This is a genomic window from Endozoicomonas sp. 2B-B (genome assembly GCF_053470045.1).
The window spans coordinates 3,453,765-3,473,142 of sequence record NZ_JBLZMU010000001.1; the positions used below are offsets into that span (position 1 = coordinate 3,453,765).

At 49.2% G+C, this 19,378-nt stretch carries 16 protein-coding genes; 14 read left to right on the plus strand and 2 right to left on the minus strand.

Annotated features, from left to right (window positions below; translation table 11 throughout):
- Positions 1-56 precede the first annotated feature (56 nt).
- The gene (gene glnD / locus ACOMHB_RS13150) at positions 57-2,774 is read right to left on the minus strand and encodes a [protein-PII] uridylyltransferase (protein ID WP_448216970.1); all 2,718 of its coding nucleotides are present in this window, start codon (positions 2,772-2,774) and stop codon (positions 57-59) included.
- A gap of 110 nt (positions 2,775-2,884) precedes the next feature.
- Positions 2,885-3,685, minus strand: coding sequence for a type I methionyl aminopeptidase (map, locus tag ACOMHB_RS13155; protein WP_422133625.1), 801 nt, complete (start codon positions 3,683-3,685; stop codon positions 2,885-2,887).
- Between the two features lie 440 nt (positions 3,686-4,125).
- Between map and rpsB the strand changes: the two genes are divergently transcribed.
- The 14 genes from rpsB to rnhB all read left to right on the plus strand — a co-directional run bounded on the left by rpsB (position 4,126) and on the right by rnhB (position 19,343).
- A complete protein-coding gene (rpsB, locus tag ACOMHB_RS13160; protein WP_448216971.1) occupies positions 4,126-4,938 on the plus strand; it encodes a 30S ribosomal protein S2 in 813 nt (270 codons plus the stop codon).
- A gap of 195 nt (positions 4,939-5,133) precedes the next feature.
- A complete protein-coding gene (gene tsf, locus ACOMHB_RS13165; RefSeq protein ID WP_422133627.1) occupies positions 5,134-5,994 on the plus strand; it encodes a translation elongation factor Ts in 861 nt (286 codons plus the stop codon).
- 260 nt (positions 5,995-6,254) lie between these two features.
- Positions 6,255-6,995: a UMP kinase gene (gene pyrH, locus ACOMHB_RS13170; protein WP_448216972.1), complete on the plus strand. Its 741-nt coding sequence runs from the start codon at positions 6,255-6,257 to the stop codon at positions 6,993-6,995.
- The gene (frr, locus tag ACOMHB_RS13175; protein ID WP_448216973.1) at positions 6,988-7,545 is read left to right on the plus strand and encodes a ribosome recycling factor; all 558 of its coding nucleotides are present in this window, start codon (positions 6,988-6,990) and stop codon (positions 7,543-7,545) included. Before pyrH ends, frr begins: the two co-directional genes overlap by 8 nt.
- 339 nt (positions 7,546-7,884) lie before the next feature.
- Entirely contained in the window at positions 7,885-8,658 is a 774-nt protein-coding gene (uppS, locus tag ACOMHB_RS13180) for a polyprenyl diphosphate synthase (protein WP_448216974.1), read from the plus strand.
- On the plus strand, positions 8,652-9,452 hold the full coding sequence (locus tag ACOMHB_RS13185) for a phosphatidate cytidylyltransferase (protein WP_422133629.1): 801 nt from the start codon (positions 8,652-8,654) through the stop codon (positions 9,450-9,452). The genes uppS and ACOMHB_RS13185 overlap by 7 nt, the downstream gene beginning before the upstream one ends.
- Positions 9,453-9,454: 2 nt before the next feature.
- Positions 9,455-10,642: a 1-deoxy-D-xylulose-5-phosphate reductoisomerase gene (gene ispC, locus ACOMHB_RS13190; protein WP_422137898.1), complete on the plus strand. Its 1,188-nt coding sequence runs from the start codon at positions 9,455-9,457 to the stop codon at positions 10,640-10,642.
- A gap of 154 nt (positions 10,643-10,796) precedes the next feature.
- Positions 10,797-12,173 carry a sigma E protease regulator RseP gene (gene rseP, locus ACOMHB_RS13195; RefSeq protein ID WP_448216975.1) on the plus strand — a complete coding sequence of 459 codons (1,377 nt, stop codon included), beginning with the start codon at positions 10,797-10,799 and terminating at the stop codon, positions 12,171-12,173.
- 47 nt (positions 12,174-12,220) lie between these two features.
- On the plus strand, positions 12,221-14,536 hold the full coding sequence (bamA, locus tag ACOMHB_RS13200) for an outer membrane protein assembly factor BamA (protein WP_448216976.1): 2,316 nt from the start codon (positions 12,221-12,223) through the stop codon (positions 14,534-14,536).
- Positions 14,537-14,956: 420 nt separating this feature from the next.
- On the plus strand, positions 14,957-15,454 hold the full coding sequence (locus ACOMHB_RS13205) for an OmpH/Skp family outer membrane protein (protein ID WP_317141682.1): 498 nt from the start codon (positions 14,957-14,959) through the stop codon (positions 15,452-15,454).
- A 3-nt stretch (positions 15,455-15,457) separates the two neighbouring features.
- Positions 15,458-16,486 carry a UDP-3-O-(3-hydroxymyristoyl)glucosamine N-acyltransferase gene (lpxD, locus tag ACOMHB_RS13210; RefSeq protein WP_422133634.1) on the plus strand — a complete coding sequence of 343 codons (1,029 nt, stop codon included), beginning with the start codon at positions 15,458-15,460 and terminating at the stop codon, positions 16,484-16,486.
- Positions 16,487-16,760: 274 nt separating this feature from the next.
- Positions 16,761-17,528: an acyl-ACP--UDP-N-acetylglucosamine O-acyltransferase gene (lpxA, locus tag ACOMHB_RS13215; protein ID WP_448218635.1), complete on the plus strand. Its 768-nt coding sequence runs from the start codon at positions 16,761-16,763 to the stop codon at positions 17,526-17,528.
- 53 nt (positions 17,529-17,581) lie between these two features.
- Positions 17,582-18,739 carry a lipid-A-disaccharide synthase gene (gene lpxB, locus ACOMHB_RS13220; RefSeq protein ID WP_448216977.1) on the plus strand — a complete coding sequence of 386 codons (1,158 nt, stop codon included), beginning with the start codon at positions 17,582-17,584 and terminating at the stop codon, positions 18,737-18,739.
- On the plus strand, positions 18,726-19,343 hold the full coding sequence (rnhB, locus tag ACOMHB_RS13225) for a ribonuclease HII (RefSeq protein WP_448216978.1): 618 nt from the start codon (positions 18,726-18,728) through the stop codon (positions 19,341-19,343). The genes lpxB and rnhB overlap by 14 nt, the downstream gene beginning before the upstream one ends.
- The last annotated feature ends 35 nt before the right edge of the window (positions 19,344-19,378 follow it).

Genomic DNA, 19,378 nt, shown 5'->3' on the forward strand with positions numbered 1-19,378 from the left:
AAAGGGACATAAGAGTCATAAACAGCTTGAAGTCCCCGGTCGGCCTGGCTAAGAACTTATGGTTTCTGAAAGCGGATGACATCCTGTTCAGAGGCCTGTTGCAGAATCTGCTTCAGAGTCAGGCAGATATGCTCGGCAACATCAGGATCACTGATGGGCTGATGGTTTTTATCCGTGATAAAGAAGCTGTCTTCGAGTTTTTCACCAAAGGTAGCAACCTTGGCATTATGGACTTGCAGCTCCAGTTCCACGAAAGTCCTTACGACTCTGGCCAAAAGTCCGGGTCTGTCGGTTGCCCTGATCTCCAGCAGTGTCTTTTTAATGCCGGGTAAGTTGCTGATGGTGATCAGAGGTTCTTTGGCGAAGTGCCGAAGTTGTCTGGGGGTGCGTCTCTGGGCAGCAACGGGCATTTGCCCCGAATCGCTGAGAATATCTTGCAGGTAACTCTGTATCTGCACAATGCGAGACTCATTGTTACCTATGGCTGAACCGTCTTCTTCTAATACGGTATAAGTATCGAGGCTGAACTGTTCACTGGAGGTGATGATTCTTGCGTCCTGGATACTGATGTGCAGGGAGTCGAGTCCGGCTACCGTTGCAGCAAACAGATTGGGGCGGTCAGGTGCATAAACAAAAATTTGAGAACCACCGTGCTCCCTGTCAGTGTCTGTTTCCCGTGTCAGTACCAAGGGTTGCCGCTCCTGGTGAGCGAGAATTCCCCTCGTATGCCAGGCAATTTCATGGGGGTCATGACGGGAAAAGTAGTCGTCATCCAGAGTGTTCCAGAGTGACTGAATCGATTGTGTGTCCAGGTTGTCATCAGCCAGCAAGGCGAGCGTCTCCTGCTGAATGTCCTGCAGTCTTTCATCATTGTCAGGCATATTCTCTATGCCGTGCTCCAGGACCAGGCGGGTCTGGCTATACAGCTGTTGCAATAAGGAAGATCGCCAGCCATTCCACAACTCAGGATTGGTAGCATTAATGTCGGCAACAGTGAGCAGGTAAAGATGGTTCAGGCTGTTCAGATTGCCCACTTTACGAGCGAAATCCTGAATGACTTCCGGGTCCGACAGGTCTTTTTTCTGGGCCGTGGTCGATAGGGTGAGGTGTTCACGTACCAGCCAGACAATGAGCTTCGTATCGACACGACGCAGGCCGTGTCTTCGGCAGAATACTTCGGCATCATCGGCGCCCAGCTGAGAGTGATCACCTCCACGCCCTTTACCGATGTCATGATAAAGGCCGGCGACATAGAGTAACTCTGGTTTTTTGATGTCATGTATGATTCGAGAGGCAATAGGGTAGCGCTGCTTGTTTTCTTCGTAGCGAAAGCTACGCAGGTGCTTGATCAGCAACAGAGTATGCGCATCGACTGTATAGGTGTGGAACAGGTCAAACTGCATCTGGCCAATAATGCGACCAAACTCTGGCAGGTAGCGGCCAAGGATGCCATAGCGAGCCATTCTTCTGAGACTGATGGTTAATCCATAGGGTGCCTGCAAAAGCTGAAGGAATAATTTTGCGCACCTTGGGTCTTTTCTGAACTGACTGTCAACGGTGTGACGAATATCGCGCAGCAACCGGATGGTCTCAGCCCTTGGGCCGAGAATATCGGGGTCGCGGGTCATGAGGACAAACATTTCCAGAATAGCTGGCGGGTGCTCAGCGAATACCCGGTCATGAGTAACTTCAATGTACTGATTGCGTATCTGGAATCGATCATTGATAGCCGTTACGGTCTGCGGTTTGTCCGCATTCAGAATCTTGTCATCAAAATTCTGGAGGATCAGGTCTTTGAACTGGCCAACAATCAGAACCGTGCGGAAGTAGCTTTGCATGAACTGTTCTACCGCCAGTGAGCCAGGTTGGTCCCGGTAGCCAAACTGTTCAGCCAGTGATCGCTGGTGGTCAAACAGGAGTCTGTCTTCGCCCCGGCCGGCCAGTGTATGCAGTGCCCATCGTATCTTCCACAAAAATGCCCGGCAGCGGATGAGTTGTTCGTATTCGGCTTCTGTCAAAAAATTCAAAGCCATCAGTTTGATCGGGTCCTGGGTACCGAAATGACGTCTTGCGGTCCAACCCAGCATGTGCAAATCACGGATGCCGCCGGGTGAGCCTTTTATGTTGGGCTCCAGGCTATACGCGGTGTCAGCATACTTTTTGTGTCGGGCCTTCTGTTCGTCAAATTTGGCCTGAAGGTACTGATTGCTGGGCCACATATGGTGGACGCTGATCTTTTCCTGAAGTTGCTTGTTGAGATTTTCAGGATCACAGAGGGGGCGTGCTTCCATCAGGTTAGTGATGATGGTCAGATCGTCTCTGGCCTGTTCGGCGCATTCTTTTATGGACCGCACACTGGAGCCTACTTTCAGGCCAATGTCCCACAATGTCGTCAAAAAAGTTTCGATTTCTGTCTGGTGGGTCTGGTACTCGTCATTCTCCAGAAGAATCAGAATGTCGATATCGGAGCCGGGATGAAGCTCGCCCCGACCATAGCCTCCTACTGCAAGCAAGCTGATGTGTTCAGAATCGTCCCAGGCAGATTGTTCCCATACTGTGATAAGAATTTGATCGATAAGCCAAGTATGACTGTATACCAGCTGATCAATATTGACTTTTTTCCTGAACCATTGGTTCAGCATATCTCTGCCAGACTGGATGGTGTCTTTGTAAAGAGGGATGGAAGGCTGATTGCTGAGAGCGGTAACAAACGAGTTTTTATCAAACAGCTGGGCTTCAAGCTGATTCGGAATCTTTGGGGTTGCGTGATTCATAATAGATTATTCTCCTGGCACTCCGTCGCTAAAAAAACGGCTCGCGCTTCTTTGAAGGCGAAATTCTACAGATCAGATTCTATAAATAAACCGTGCGAGCCATTCAGGGGTCAAAAAGGAAGCGTTTCTTCACTTCTGAGAGTCAGTACCTCGACGCCATCAGCGGTAACAAGAATGGTGTGCTCCCACTGGGCTGAAGGGCGACGATCCTTGGTGACCGCAGTCCAGCCATCTCCCAGGAGTTTGGTGAACTTCTTGCCGGCATTGATCATGGGTTCAATAGTGAATGTCATGCCTTCCCGCAGAACATAATCGTTATGATCGCCATAACCATCGTAATGAAGTACCTGAGGATCTTCATGGAAGACCTTTCCGATGCCGTGGCCGCAAAACTCTTCAACCACAGAGTAGTGGTTGGCGTGAGCATGCTGGGCGATGACCCGGCCAATATCACTCAACCTTACACCGGGTTTGACGATCTCGATGCCCTTGTAGAGACATTCCTGTGTGACATTGACTAATTTTTCTGCATAGGGCTGGACGTTGCCGACCAGGAACATCTTGCTGGTGTCACCGTGGTAACCGTCTTTGATAACAGTAATGTCGATGTTGAGCATGTCGCCGTTCTTGAGGGTCTTCTTGTCATTGGGAATGCCGTGACAGACAACATGGTTCAGAGAGGTGCATATGGATTTTGGAAAACCGGGGCGACCGGGTGCAGCACCATAGTTCAGGGGGGCTGGAATAGCCTGCTGTTCATTAACGATGTAGTCGTGACAGATACGATCAAGTTCGCCAGTAGTAATGCCAGGTTTTACGTGGGGGGTGATCATCTCCAGTACTTCGGCAGCCAGCTTGCCGGCGATGCGCATTTTTTCAATATCTTCAGGGGTTTTGATCGTAACGTTCATTTCAAATATTCTTTGTCAGGCGCAGGAAATACCGAGAGTGCTCTATAGTGAGTGATCTTTGATGACGGGTTAACAAGGTCGTTTTGATCACTTATGACGGTCTGCTTCGGTAGCTTCCCAGGGGCTTTATGGATTCATTGCTGAAATTCTAACAGAAAAGAAGAGAGAGTTGGTTATTGTTAACTGGAACTGGCTTCAACTGTATAAAGAATCCTCCTGCAAAGAAATCTGTCGACTTTGAATCATCATAAGATTGTGGTATAAAATTGCGTCCTCGTGTTCAGGGTCACCTGATTGCGAGGTTACTATCTGATTTTGTAAACAGAACTCACATACACCGACACATGATTCAGGGTGCCCGAGTGCAGTCAGCGAGAGCTGATCGTTGGGTCGAACTCATGGGGTGTGTGGAGGCCTAACCCTGTAACAGGAGAATTCTCATGGCTCAAGTCACCATGCGTGACATGCTCAAGGCGGGCGTGCATTTTGGTCACCAGACTCGTTTCTGGAACCCGAAGATGAATAAATTCATCTTTGGTGCTCGTAACAAGATTCATATCATCAACCTTGAGCACACCATGCCTGCCTTTAATGAAGCGATGAGCTTCATTCGCAAGCTGGCCGAAGGTAAGAACAAGATTCTGTTTGTTGGTACCAAGCGTGCCGCCGGTAAGATCATTCGTGAAGAAGCTGCTCGCTGCAGCATGCCTTTCGTAGCACATCGCTGGTTGGGTGGTATGCTGACCAACTACAAGACCATTCGTCAGTCTGTACGTCGTCTGCGTGACCTGGAAGCTCAGGCTGAAGATGGCACTTTCGAAAAGCTGACCAAAAAAGAAGCCCTGATGCGCCGTCGTGATTTGGAAAAGCTGGATCGCTCTCTGGGTGGTATCAAGGAAATGGGTGGTCTGCCAGACGCACTGTTTGTTATCGATGTCGAGCACGAGCGCATCGCTATCCAGGAAGCCAATAAGCTGGGCATCCCTGTCATCGGTATCGTTGACACCAACTCCAGTCCTGAAGGTGTTGACTACGTTATCCCTGGTAACGATGATGCGATTCGCGCTATTCAGTTATACATTAAAGCTGCTGCTGATGTTGTTCTTGAAGGTCGTTCCGCTGCCAACACAGGCGCTGAAAGCGAGTTTGTAGAAGTTGAAGTAGAAGCTGCAGAAGCAGCTGAAACTGCAGAAACTACAGAAGCAGCTGAAGCCAAGGCTGAAGACGACCAGGAAGACACTAAGGAAGCTTAATCTTCTGGTCGTTGCGAAAAGGGGGCGTGGCCCCCTTTTTCAGATTTAAAAGAGCGTTTGTCACTTTGGGGTGGTCATTGACAGGAGCTTCAGTATGCACAAGCCTATTTTGTATGTCGTAAGCTTGAAGCGCTAAACAACTAAGCTCAAGGCTGCCCTGAATCCCTTATTGAATATTTGCGAGAGGAACCCACCATGGCAGCAATTACTGCAGCACTGGTTAAGGAACTGCGTGAACGCACTGGCCTGGGCATGATGGAGTGCAAAAAGGCTCTGGTTGCTTCAGAAGGTGATATTGAAAAGGCGATTGAAGAGCTGCGTAAATCTGGTCAGGCTAAAGCCGCCAAGAAAGCAGGTCGTACCGCAGCTGAAGGTATTGTCGCTACCAAAGTTGCTGAAGATGGAAGCTTCGGTGTAATGGTTGAAGTTAACTCCGAGACCGACTTTGTTGCTCGTGATGACAACTTCCTGGGTTACGTTCAGACAGTGTTAGACGCTGCTTTTGACCGTAAGGAAGCTGACGTAGCCAAATTGATGGAAGGTGAACTGGAAGAAGCACGCCTGGCGCTGGTACAGAAGATCGGTGAAAACATCGGTGTCCGTCGTATTGAAATCGTAGAAGGTGGCGTGATTGACGCATACGTTCACGGTAACAAGCGTATTGCTGTTCTGGTTAGCCTTGACGGTGGCAGCTCCGAGCTGGCTCGTGATGTAGCTATGCACGTTGCTGCTGTTAACCCTCAGGTGGTTAACAAGGACGACATGCCTGCTGAGCTGGTTGAAAAAGAGAAGGAAATCTTCAAGGCTCAGGCAGAGCAGTCTGGTAAACCAGCTGAAATTATCGAAAAGATGATTGCTGGTCGTATCAACAAGTTCCTGGCTGAAAACAGTCTTACTGAACAGCCTTTTGTTAAAGACCCTGATGTCAAGGTAGGTGCTCTGGCCAAGAAAGCTGGGGCAACTATCACTGGCTTCGTTCGTTACGAAGTTGGCGAGGGTATCGAGAAAGAAGAAGTGGACTTCGCTGCTGAAGTTCGCGCTCAGGCTGGACTCTGATCCTGATACTGGTTATTACTGGTTAATGGATGGTGCCTGACCTGTTAGCTGAACAGGCTTGACAGAGCCTGTTCAGCGGGTCTGCAGGTTTACCCGTGTTCTGGTATCTGAGCAATGATGCACTGCTGCAAGGTTGTATGTAAACGGCCGCTTTTGAGCTGCTGACAGTGCAGAAAGCTCATTTGGCAGGATGTGGGGTGAGTCGGCAGGTTATCGGGGACAGGCGCGCCTTCGCCTAACTCTGAATTGGAAAGCTGAATATGCCGGCAAATGATCGACAACCGAAATACAAGCGCATTTTGCTTAAGCTCAGTGGCGAGGCCCTTCAGGGAGCGGGGGACTTTGGCATTGATCCCAGTGTTCTTGACAGAATGGCTCTGGAAATTGGCCAGCTGGTCGGTATCGGCGTTCAGGTCGGTATCGTGATCGGTGGTGGAAACCTTTTTCGTGGCGCAGCGCTGAGTGCCGCTGGCCTTGACCGTGTGACTGGTGACCATATGGGGATGCTGGCCACAGTTATGAATGCTCTGGCTATGCGTGATGCCCTTGAGCGTTCAAACATCAACACCCGGGTCATGTCTTCCATTCCGATGGATGGTGTTGTAGAGCACTATGACCATCGTCGTGCAATACGCTACCTCAATGGTGGCGATGTAGTGATTTTTTCAGCGGGTACCGGCAATCCTTTCTTTACAACAGACTCTGCAGCCTGCCTTCGCGGTATTGAGGTTGAGTCCGATGTTGTGCTGAAAGCAACCAAGGTTGACGGTATCTATGACAAGGATCCGGTTAAACATTCTGATGCAGTAAAATTTGAATCCCTGACCTATGATGATGTGCTCGAGCGCAAACTCGGCGTAATGGATTTGACTGCGATCTGTCTGGTCCGTGATCAGCAGATGCCCGTTCGGGTTTTCAATATGAATAAATCCGGTGCTCTGCTCAATGCAGTGGTAGGTGGCGAAGAAGGAACACTGGTGAGTGGGGTGGAAAATGATTGAAGAAATTAAGCAAGATGCGCAGGAGCGCATGAGCAAGAGTGTTGACTCTCTGGACAGTGCATTTGCCAAAATTCGTACTGGCCGCGCTCACCCGAGTCTGCTCGATAGTGTCAGGGTCTCTTATTATGGCTCCGAGACGCCATTGAGCCAGGTGTCTAACATTTCTACTGAAGATGCCAGGACTCTGGCTGTCCGCGTCTGGGAAAAGCAGATGGTTCCTGATGTAGAAAAAGCGATCCTGAAATCTGATCTGGGTCTGAATCCTTCCACTGCCGGTGAAGTGATTCGTATCCCTCTGCCTCCCCTGACTGAAGAAACCCGGAAGGGCTACACCCGTCAGGCACGTCAGGAAGCTGAAAACGCTAAAATTGCTATTCGCAATATTCGTCGTGATGCGCTGGCCGATATCAAGGAGCTGGAAAAGGAAAAAGAAATCAGTGAAGACGATGAGCGTCGTGCACAGGACGATATCCAGAAGTTAACTGATAAATACATTGCGGCAGTAGATGCGGCGTTGGCCAGCAAGGAAAAGGACCTGATGGAAGTTTGAGCGCTTCATCTTCTAATTGATTGGTTATAGACAGTCATGAGCGAAGAAAATCAATCTGTGTCAATCTGGATATAGCAGTCTCACTTTAATTGCAAATGTGGTTATTGTGGTGCTGTCGTCAGCTCTGTGTCATTGGCATGGCTGTGTTTCCTTAACATGGCTGTTTGATCGCTCCTCTTAATGTCTCATTTGATCAGGGATGGTGTTTCTCAGGTGGATTTGTGTATCTGTTCTGAGGTGTTAGGAGTGGCACTTTGCTGGCGTTTACAATTTGCAGTGAACGCTTCCGGAGTGCTGCAAATAAATTGTATTTTCAGATCAACAAAATAGTGAATGGCCATGAAATCGCAAGAGGAAATCGGCAGCCTTAAGGAAGTACCAGTTCAGAAGTTGCCCCGCCATGTGGCCATCATTCTGGATGGAAATAACCGCTGGGCGAAACGGCGACTGCTTCCGAGTCTTGCCGGCCATCGAGCGGGTCTGAAAGCAGTCAGAGAAGTCATTGAAGCCTGCGGTGAAGCAGGTATTGAAGTTCTGACTCTTTTCGCTTTCAGCAGTGAAAACTGGAACCGGCCGAAGAGTGAAGTGGATGGCTTGATGGAGTTGTTTCTGAGAACGCTGCGCAAGGAAACCGCTAAGCTCAAGAAAAATAATATCAGACTGAAGATTATAGGCGACATTAGTCGTTTTAGTCCGGACATACAGGCACATATTGCTGAAGCAGAAGCTTTGACTGCTGACGAAGCGAAAGTGACTCTGGTGATTGCTGCCAATTACGGCGGAATGTGGGATATTGCCCAGTCTGCCCGCAAAGTGGCTAACATGGTAGAGCAGGGGGAGATATCCGCTGACCAGGTTGATGAGTCGTTAATTGGTCAGCATTTGAGTACAGTGGGTATACCCGAGCCTGATCTACTCATCAGAACCAGTGGTGAACAGCGTATCAGTAACTTTCTTTTATGGCAGTGTGCCTACAGCGAATTTTATTTTACCAAAACCTTGTGGCCGGATTTCGATCGCAGGGAGTTTGAGCGTGCGCTCCTGGCTTATGTCAATCGCCAGAGACGATTTGGCAAGACCAGTGAGCAGGTGGAGGCTGAGGCTACGTGTTAAAACAGAGAATTCTAACTGCTGTAGTTCTGGCAGTATTGGCCCTGAGCAGTGTTATTTTTCTTCCTCCCACCGCTTTTTCAGTCCTGATTGCCCTGGTTATCATGCTGGGAGCCTGGGAATGGGCTAATTTGTCCGGCTTTAAAGATGTTTTTGCCCGGGTGGTTTATGTGTTGCTGATCGCTGGGGTCTGCTGGTTTGTGAAAGATATGTCGGCCTATGCACTGCTGACAGTGTCTGTTATCTGGTGGCTGCTGGCATTTGCTCTGGTGAAGAGTTATCCAGCTTCTGCCCGTTTCTGTCAGAGTCGATTGCTCAGGCTGGTGATGGGTGTGTTGACCTTGGTTCCAGCCTGGTTTGCACTCTCAAAACTTAAACTCCATGATCAGCATGGCTGGACCATTATTCTGGTGTTTCTGCTTGTCTGGGCAGCCGATATAGGTGCCTACTTTGCCGGTAAGAATCTTGGTCGTCACAAGCTCGCCGAGAGGGTGAGCCCCAAGAAAACGGTTGAAGGATTGGTCGGTGGGCTACTAATGTCGTTACTGGTGGCGGCCTGTGTGGGCTTGTATTTTGACCTTTCTTTAGCTCGTGGGCTGGGTCTTTTGGTACTTTCAGTTGCTGTTGTTCTGGTTTCCGTATTGGGTGATCTTTTTGAAAGTATGCTCAAGCGTGAGCGCGGTATTAAGGACAGTAGTAATTTACTGCCAGGTCATGGTGGGGTGCTGGATCGAATAGACAGCCTGACGGCGGCTGTGCCGGTCTTTACTCTGGCTCTGATTGTCGGAGGGAGTTAAGCATGCAACAGGTTTGTGTCCTGGGTTCAACCGGGTCTATCGGAAAAAGCACTTTGGACGTCATTGCTCGAAACAATGATCGTTACAGAGTCAGGTCGCTGGTCGCATGTCGAAGTCATGATGCGATGTTGGAGCAGGTGAGGGCGTTTAAGCCGGACTTCGCTGTCATGTCAGATCCTGCTGTTGCCGATCAGTTGCGAGCATCGGTAAAAGCTGAAGGGATTAAAACAGAGGTTCTTGGTGGTAGTCGGTCAGTCGCTCTGATGGCTGCTGATTCAGACATCGATATCGTCATGGCTGCTATTGTCGGAGCCGCAGGTCTGCTGCCTACTCTGGCCGCTGTCAAGGCAGGTAAGAAAGTCTTGCTGGCAAACAAAGAGGCGCTGGTTATGACCGGGGCGCTCTTTATGGATTCGGTAAAAGAGTCTGGTGCCCAGCTGTTGCCAATTGATAGTGAGCACAATGCTATCTTTCAGTGTCTTCCCCATGGTTATAGTGAAGGTCTTCAGGGGGTTGGGGTTCGCAGAATTCTATTAACCGCTTCGGGTGGGCCTTTCAGGGATGCACCGGTAGACACTCTACCTGCTGTTACACCAGCCCAGGCATGTGCTCATCCGAACTGGAGCATGGGGCGAAAGATTTCAGTAGACTCGGCCACCATGATGAACAAGGGGCTTGAGTTTATTGAAGCTTGCTGGCTCTTTGGTGCTCGTCCCTCCCAGGTCGAGGTGCTGATTCATCCGCAGAGTATCATTCATTCTCTGGTGGATTATGAGGATGGCTCAGTTCTGGCACAAATGGGCAATCCGGATATGCGCACACCGATTGCTCATGCAATGGCCTGGCCTGAGCGCGTGCAATCCGGTGTGGAGCCACTTTCTCTGGCCGATATTGGCAGACTGGATTTTCAGAAGCCCTGTATGCAACGTTTCAGATGTTTGCAGCTGGCTCAGGATGCTGCAACTACCGGTGGGACTGCAGCCGCTATGTTAAATGCAGCCAATGAGACGGCTGTGGAAGCCTTCCTGGGTGATCATCTACGTTTTGATCGTATCCCGGAAGTCATTGATGCCACGCTTCAGGCGCTTCAGGTGTTCAGTGCAGGTGATATTGAACAGGTGCTGGATGCTGACCGAAAGGCCAGGTTGCAGGCCAGAACCCAGATTGAACAGTGGCACAAGACAGCTTGATGCTGTCATGGCTTAAATACATATATTTACTGTCATTCTGGCGATATTCTATTTACAGTCGTACATTGAATCATAAAACTCTGTCAACCACTGCTGTCTGCGAGTTCAAGGTCAAAGCAGGCAGGCAGGCGTACCGGAGGTTGGGTAGCGCGAAATGATATTTGGAACTTTGCAAACGTTTTTGGCTTTTGTCATAACGTTAGGAATTCTTGTCAGTATCCATGAGTTTGGCCACTTCTGGGTGGCCCGTCGTTGTGGTGTCAAGGTTCTTCGCTTTTCCGTAGGTTTTGGTAAGCCGCTCTGGAAGCGAACTGATCGTCAGGGGACTGAATACGTAATTGCAGCCATCCCCCTTGGCGGTTATGTCAAGATGCTGGATGAGCGGGAGGGGCCTGTACCTGAATCGGAAAGAGCCTTCGCTTTTAACAACAAGCCTGTCCTGTCCCGGATAGCGATTGTGGCTGCGGGTCCGATCGCTAATTTCTTGCTGGCAATAGCGGCACTGTGGTTAATGTATGTTTTGGGTGTAAAGACTGTGCTGCCGCAGGTTGAAAAAGTATTGCCTGATTCTCCTGCTGCAATAGCCGGTATTCAGCCCGGTGATGAGATTTTAAGAATCGACTCAACAGATACACCCGGATGGCAACAGGTGAATATGGAGCTTTTGTCGTTTATTGGCGACAATCGCTCTGTTGAAATCGTGGTCAGGCCCGGAATCCCTGGTCAAAAGCCTGAAGGCACTGAAGTCATCAGGCAGGTGCCCCTGCATAACTGGCTGGTAGGTCAGGAGAATCTGAATCCCGTCAGGGCACTGGGGATTGTACCTTACTCACCACAACTACCTGCCGTTATCGGTCAGGTTGTTCCGGGCGGTGCTGCTGAGCAGGCAGGCCTCCAACCCGGAGATAAAATTCTTAAAACCAATGGTGAGCCTGTACAGGATTGGCTGGCATGGGTTAACCTGATTCGTAGTCACTCTGGTAAAACACTGCAGTTAGACGTTGAGCGTAACGGCAGTCTCCAAAGTCTTACCATTACGCCTGGTGAGAAAGAGGTGGAAGGTCAATCTGTGGGTTATATTGGTGCTGGTGTTCAGTCGGTCTCCTGGCCTGACGATATGGTCAGGACCTTGCAGTTTAACCCGCTCTCCGCAGTGCCCAAAGCTATTCAGGCAACGTCAGCTTTGACAGGAATGACGCTTGAGTCGCTGTGGAAGATGGTTGTCGGGCTGGTTTCGGTAAAAAACTTGAGCGGCCCTATTACCATTGCTAAAGTGGCTGGCGCGTCCCTGCAATCAGGACTGGAGAATTTTCTCTATTTCTTGTCCATGTTGAGTGTCAGCCTTGGGGTTTTGAATTTACTGCCCATTCCTGTACTGGATGGAGGACACCTGTTGTTTTATCTGGTGGAGTGGGTCAGAGGGAAACCTCTGTCTGAAAAGGCTCAGATGGTTGGGTTGAAAATTGGGGTGACTCTGGTGGTCAGTGTAATGATGCTGGCTCTTTATAATGACATAAGCCGGCTTTTCTGATGCGACTACCCAGAGTGAAAAATGAACACGGACTAAGAACGGATTCCATGAAGCGATCACTGTTGTCTCTGCTGATTGGCTCAATGGCCTATGCGTCAGGCGCTAATGCTTTTGTAGTGTCTGATATCCGGATTGATGGCCTTCAGAGGGTTTCAGCCGGTACAGTATTTAATGCATTGCCCATAGAGGTTGGGGATGATGTTGAATCTGTGCAGATTTCCAGTGCAGCTAAATCTCTGTTCCGCACGGGGTATTTCAAAGATATTCAAATGGCCAGAGACGGTGATATTCTGGTCATTTCGGTTATTGAGCGACCTTCAATCAGTGAAATTGTAATTAAGGGTAACAAAGCCATCAAAACTGATGATCTCAAGCAGGGGCTGAGTAAGTCAGGTCTGGCTGAAGGTGAGATTTTTCAGCAGGCTACCCTGGAGGCTATTCGACTTGAACTGGAGCGTCAATATGTTGCTCAGGGTCGCTATGGAGCCAGTATTACCGCTGATGTTGAAGCTCAGCCCCGTAACCGGGTCAAGCTGACTATCAATGTCAAAGAAGGCAAGGTAGCGACCATCCGACATATCAATGTCGTTGGTAATACGGTTTTCCCTCAGGAAGATGTACTGGGTTTGTTTGAACTCAAAGAGTCGCACTGGCTCTCGTTCTTTGGCTCCAGTGATAAGTATTCCCGGGAAAAACTCTCGGGTGATCTGGAGCGTCTGCGCTCTTACTACCTGGATCGGGGCTACATCAACTTTAATATTCGCTCCACTCAGGTTTCGATCAGTCCTGACAAACAGAGTGTTTTTATCACTGTTAATATTGATGAAGGTGATAAATACTCAATCAGTGATGTCAAACTGGCGGGCGACTTGATTATCTCTGAAGAAGAGGCCAAAAGCTTGTTGCTGGCCAGACCGGAACAAGTGTTTTCCCGTCGGGTGATTACGACGACAGAAGAAATTCTGAGCAGACGTCTGGGTAATGAAGGATATACCTTTGCCAATGTGACAGGTATACCGACTCCGGATCATGAAAAGAAAACCGTTTCCCTGACTTTTTTTGTTGATCCTGGTAAACGTGCTTATGTTCGCAGGATCAACTTCACCGGGAATACCAAAACCGAAGATGAAGTTCTGCGTCGTGAGATGCGTCAGATGGAGGGTGCTTCTGCGAACACTCAGAAGATTGAGCAATCCAAGGTGCGTCTGGAACGTCTGGGTTTCTTTAAGTCAGTCAATGTTGAAACACCACCGGTTCCCGGAACCAGTGACCTGATTGACGTGAACTACACCGTTGAAGAGCAGCCTTCGGGCAGTATATCAGCCAGTGTGGGTTTCTCTCAGTCTGACGGCCTGCTTTTGGGCGGCTCTATCAGTCAGAACAATTTCCTGGGGACCGGTAACAAGGTGTCTGTAGGTCTGAACAAAAGTGATGTCAGTCAGCTCTATAACTTCAGCTTTACTGATCCGTATTTCACCGTTGATGGTGTCAGCCGTGGTTTCAACTTGTATCACCGTTCTTATGATTACAGTGATACTGATATCTCGAACTATGCTGCAGATACAACCGGTGCCAATGTTAACTTTGGCTACCCGATTTCGGAAACTCAGACAATCAGTATGGGATTGGGTATTGACGATACCAGTATTACAACGGGTTCAGAAACGCCGGATTATATTCTCAATTATCTGAAGGAGAATGGTGATAGTTTCACAAACGTCAAGACAACGCTGAGTTGGTCCGAAAATGAATTGAATCGAGGCTTGCTGCCGACACGGGGTTACTCTCAAAGTGCATCGGCGCAGGTGACTATTCCGGGGTCGGATGTCAGCTTTTACAAGCTGGTTTATCGTGGCCAGTACTTCTATCCGTTTACCGACTCGCTGACAGGGCGCGTCTCTACCAGAATCGGTTATATCGGTGCCTATGGTGATACCACCGACATACCTTTCTTCGAGCATTTCTATGCGGGTGGCTTTGGCTCTGTTCGTGGCTATAAAGATAACTCCCTGGGTCCTAAGGCCAAAGAGCGGACAGACAATGATTATAACGCCATTGGTGGTGATTTTGTCTTCGAGGGTACCGCTGAAGTGCTCTTCCCTCTACCTTTTGTGAAAGATCAGCGTTCGCTCAGAACCAGTCTGTTCTTTGATTACGGTAATGTCTTTGATACCAATTGTCCCAGCGGTGATATCAAGGATTGCTCGAAGCCTGATTTTGGTTCGCTTCGCTACAGTGTCGGCGTCGGCCTGACGTGGATTACCCCACTCGGACCGCTGACCTTTAGTCTGGCCAAAGCACTTAATCCCGAGGGAGAGGACGAGACTCAGGTGTTTGCGTTCTCCTTGGGTACGCCTTTCTAAAACCTCTCGTGATTTTATTGAGGGCTGCTTCTGGCATTAGCAGCTCTCAATAAGATTTTCAGAAGCCAATACAATCATACAGGTTGAGCGAGTGTTTCCTCAGCAGTTTTCGGCTCTGATTTCCACCTGATTATTCCTGCGATTCGATAATACCGAAGGATGGTTTTATATATGATGAATGCCCACTTTTTTTGCCAGGAGAAAGAATCAGTTTTTACTGATTCTATACAAGCAGAGCGGTATAAATAGATGCGATATAATACCATTTCATTATAATTAGTGCGTTCTCGCATGTGGCTTTAGGAAAGCTTTGAAGCTGTTTCAGAATTTATCAGGTGATTGTTTCAGGCTTTAGAGAGTTTCTGGTATACAAAGGTATACTCTGTTTTGGACTTTGCGTTTTTATTCAGGAGAAAGAACTTGAAATCGATCAAATTGGCGTTTGTTGCTCTGCTGCTGTTATCTCCATTGGCTCAGGCACAAAAAATCGCTGTTGTGGATTCTGAGATGGCTGTTCTGGAGTCAGACGCTGCCAAAAAATATGCCAAAGAAGCTGAAAAGATGTTTGCTCCTAAAATCAAACAGCTCAAAGCACTGCAGGAAGAAATCAGAGTAATGGAGCAAAAACTGCAGAAAGATGGTCCTACTTTAACCGAGGGCCAGCGTGAGAATCGTCAGGTCCAGATCAAGCGTAAGTTTGAAGATCTGCAACTGCAAGATCGACAGCTGCGAAGCGAAAAAGCCCGTTCTGACCAGACCGAACTGGGTAAGCTGAGACCGAAGCTTGATAAAGCGATTGAGGAAGTGTCTAAAGAGCAGGACTATGATCTGGTTCTGGAGCGTGGTGCTGCGCGTTTCGTTAAGCCTGGTTTTGATATCACCCGTAAGGTGATTGAGCGCATGAATAAGTTGAAGTAATTCATGAAACAGTCTTTTTCCTTTACCTTGTCTGAGCTGGCTGACAGAGTGGCTGCTGAACTCAAGGGTGATGGTGAGGAGTGTATCTCTGGCCTGAATACCCTTCAGGATGCTGTTGCTGGTGAGCTGGCCTTTTTAGCGAATCCCGCCTACGCTCGCTACCTGGAGACTACAGGGGCCAGTGCGGTTATTCTGGCACCCGCTCAGGCTGAAGCCTGGGCCGGGAATGCATTGATTCTGGATAATCCTTATCTGGGGTATGCTTCTCTTTCTCATCTGTTTGATACTGATAAGGGGTTGCCTGAAGGTATCCATTCCTCCGCAGTTATTGCTTCAGACGCCGCGATTCATCCAACGGCCGCAATAGGCCCAAAAGTAGTGATTGAGTCCGGAGTTCAGATCTCTGAGGGTGTTCGAATTGATGCCGGTGCTGTGATTGGTCATGACACTGTGATCGGTAAGAACAGTCATATTTGTCGAAATGTTTCAGTCTGTCACGGTGTCTTTATTGGTGAGCGCAGTATTATTCATGCTAATGCTGTTATCGGGGCCGATGGCTTTGGCAACGCCCGATTGGACGGGCAGTGGCATAAAATAGCCCAGATCGGTGGAGTAGTTATCGGTAACAATGTAGAGATTGGTTCCTGCACCTGTATCGATCGAGGCGCATTGGGGGACACGGTGATACACGACGGAGTCAGAATCGACAATCTTGTGCAGATCGCTCATAACGTGATAATAGGAAAGCATACTGCTATTGCTGCCAATGTCGGTATTTCCGGTAGTACCAGGGTTGGTGAATATTGCACCATTGCTGGTGCTTCGGGTCTTGCGGGTCATATCACCATTGCTGATCATGTTCATCTCTCTGGAATGGCAATGGTCACCAAATCCATATCCCGTTCTGGTGCCTATGCATCCGGGACAGGCATCATGGATGCGGGGGAGTGGAGAAAGAACGCGGTCCGCTTCAGGAGACTTGATGATATGGCCAAACGACTGAAACGGTGCGAGCGCCGACTCGAAGAATGAAACCCGTTTGATGTGCCGCACGTTCGGTATCTATCAGCAAGAGGCTGGTTTATCAGTCTCTTGCTGTATTTCCTGATCATCCTGTCATGCCCGGTGATCAGGTTTTGCTGAGGGCTTAATTTCTGGCCATGAAAAGAAATGTCTGGAAGTTCTCCTGTCAGGGGGAGGTTGATGGTAAGATAGCCCGCTGTGCTGAAATAACCTGTGCAAGAAAGGAACTATAGTCTTGATTGATTCCCGTTCCAGCCAAGAATCAAATGCTGTTCTGGATGAATTGATCCATCCGACAGCCATTATTGATCCGCGTGCTGCTTTGGCACCGGACGTAAAGGTCGGACCCTATGCCATTGTTGGTGCAAACGTTGAAATTGACTCTGGAACAGAAATTCATGCCCATGCTGTTGTCAAGGGGCACACCAAAATAGGCAGAAATAACCGCATTTTCCAGTTCGCCAGTGTTGGTGAAGATTGTCAGGACCTGAAGTACGCAGGCGAAACGACCTGGCTTGAAATTGGTGACAATAATGTGATCCGTGAGGGTTGTACTATTCATCGGGGGACTTCCCAGGATAATTCGATTACCCGCATTGGCAGCAATAACCTGTTGATGGCCTACGTTCATGTGGCCCATGACTGCATCGTTGGTAATAACATTATCCTGGCCAATAACGCTACGCTGGCCGGTCATGTCAGGATTGGTGATGGGGTCATCCTGGGAGGGTTCACCACCGTGCATCAGTTTTGTGTTATTGGTGATTTCAGTATGAGTGCTGCTCATACAGCTCTCTTCAAGGATGTTCCTGCATTCGTGATGGTCAGTGGTAACCCGGCCAAGGCTCACGGCATGAATTTTGAGGGGATGAGGCGTCGTGGTTACAGTTCGGAACTGATCCGTGAATTGCGTCAATGTTACAAGTTGATCTACCGGCAGGGTCTGCGGACTAATGAGGCACTGGACAGGCTTGAATCCATGAAAAAACAGCCCCAAATCCAGTTGCTTATTGACTCTTTGAAAGCGTCAACCCGAGGTATCACGCGCTGATTTTCGAAGTCAGTCTTTCCCTGCCAGCCACATATTTTTCACGGTAAATAGGAATGTCCAGAACACTGTCATTTGCTCTGGTGGCCGGGGAGGCCTCGGGTGATCTGCTGGGAGCAGCGCTGATCAGAAAGATCAAATGCCATCACCCCGATGCCCGATGCTATGGGATTGGTGGTCCAATGATGATCGCTGAAGGGTTTGAGAGTCTTTTCCCCATGGAGAGGCTTTCAGTAATGGGGCTTGTTGAGGTGCTGGGGCGGCTGAGAGAGCTATTAGGTATTCGCAAGCAGCTGAAAGAAACTTTCATGGCAGAAAAACCAGACGTTTTTATCGGGATTGATGCGCCTGACTTTAACCTGGCTTTGGAAAAGTACCTTAAATCCAATGAGATACCTACAGTTCATTATGTAAGTCCTCAGGTTTGGGCATGGCGAGAAGGCCGATTGAAGAAAATTCGGTGTGCCGTTGATCATATGCTCGCGCTTCTCCCGTTTGAGGCAGATTACTATCAGGGGCATGGGGTTCCGGTCACTTTTGTTGGTCATCCGCTGGCCGATCAAGTGGCCTGGGAGCCGGACGCGGTTGCAGCTCGGCGCTCACTGGGAATGGATGAAGAAGGGCTTGTGGTCGCCTTATTGCCGGGCAGTCGAAAAGCTGAAGTATCCCGTTTGGGGGAGCTTTTTTTAAACACTGCGCGCCTGCTAAAGAAAGACCATCCCGATATTCGGTTCGTCATTCCCTGTGCCAATGAAAAGAGAAAGTTGCAGTTGCTACCCATGCTGGAAGATTTTCCAGATCTGAATGTCACGGTTGCCGTCGGTAAAACTTCTGAGATGATGGCGGCAGCCAATGCGATTTTGATCGCTTCAGGAACGGCTACTCTGGAGGCAGCTTTACATAAGAGGCCTATGGTGATCAGCTATCGAATGGCGTCACTGAGTTTTGCGATTCTCTGCCGTTTGGTAAAAGTTGAACATGTTGGCCTGCCGAATTTGTTGGCGAGCGAGCCCTGTGTACCTGAGCTGCTGCAAGACGATGCGACCTCTGAAAAGCTTCATGAAGCCATGGCCAGGGCATTAGACGATCAGGAGTGGCGAAGTCATCTGGTTCAGGAATTTACAGCGATTCATAAAACCCTCAAACGTGATGCCAGTGCTCTGGCCTATGATGCGGTGATGTCGGTAGTAGGAAAATACGATGCAACAAAATGAGCTGGGTTTTTTTGCTGTCCCCGAGACCGTTACACAGGTTTGTGGTGTCGACGAGGTGGGTCGGGGCCCACTCTGCGGTCCGGTGGTGACCGCCGCTGTCATTCTGGACCCTGATAATCCCATAGCCGGGCTTAATGATTCCAAGAAACTGTCTGAAAAGAAACGTGATGCGCTCTTTAAAGAAATCAAAGAGAAAGCACTGGCCTGGTCCATCGGCAGGGCTGAAGTTCATGAGATCGATGAACTGAATATTCTTCATGCCACTATGCTGGCCATGCAGAGAGCGGTTGCAGGCCTTTCAGTGAAGCCGGAACTGGCCCTGATCGATGGTAATCGTTGTCCTGATCTGCCCTGTCCTGCTGAGGCTGTGGTGAAAGGTGATGGTTCTGTTCCGGAGATTGGGGCAGCTTCTATTCTGGCAAAAGTAACACGTGATCGTGAAATGGTTGAGTTGGAGAAGCACTATCCCGGTTACGGGATTGCCGGTCACAAAGGTTATCCAACCAGAGTTCATATGGATGCCCTGAAAAAGCTTGGAGCGACGCCTATCCATCGTCGTTCGTTCAAGCCTGTCCGTGATGCATTGGAGGCATCGGGGTTATAACGAGCTGGCAGTTAACATGGCTCCGTTGTTAGAAT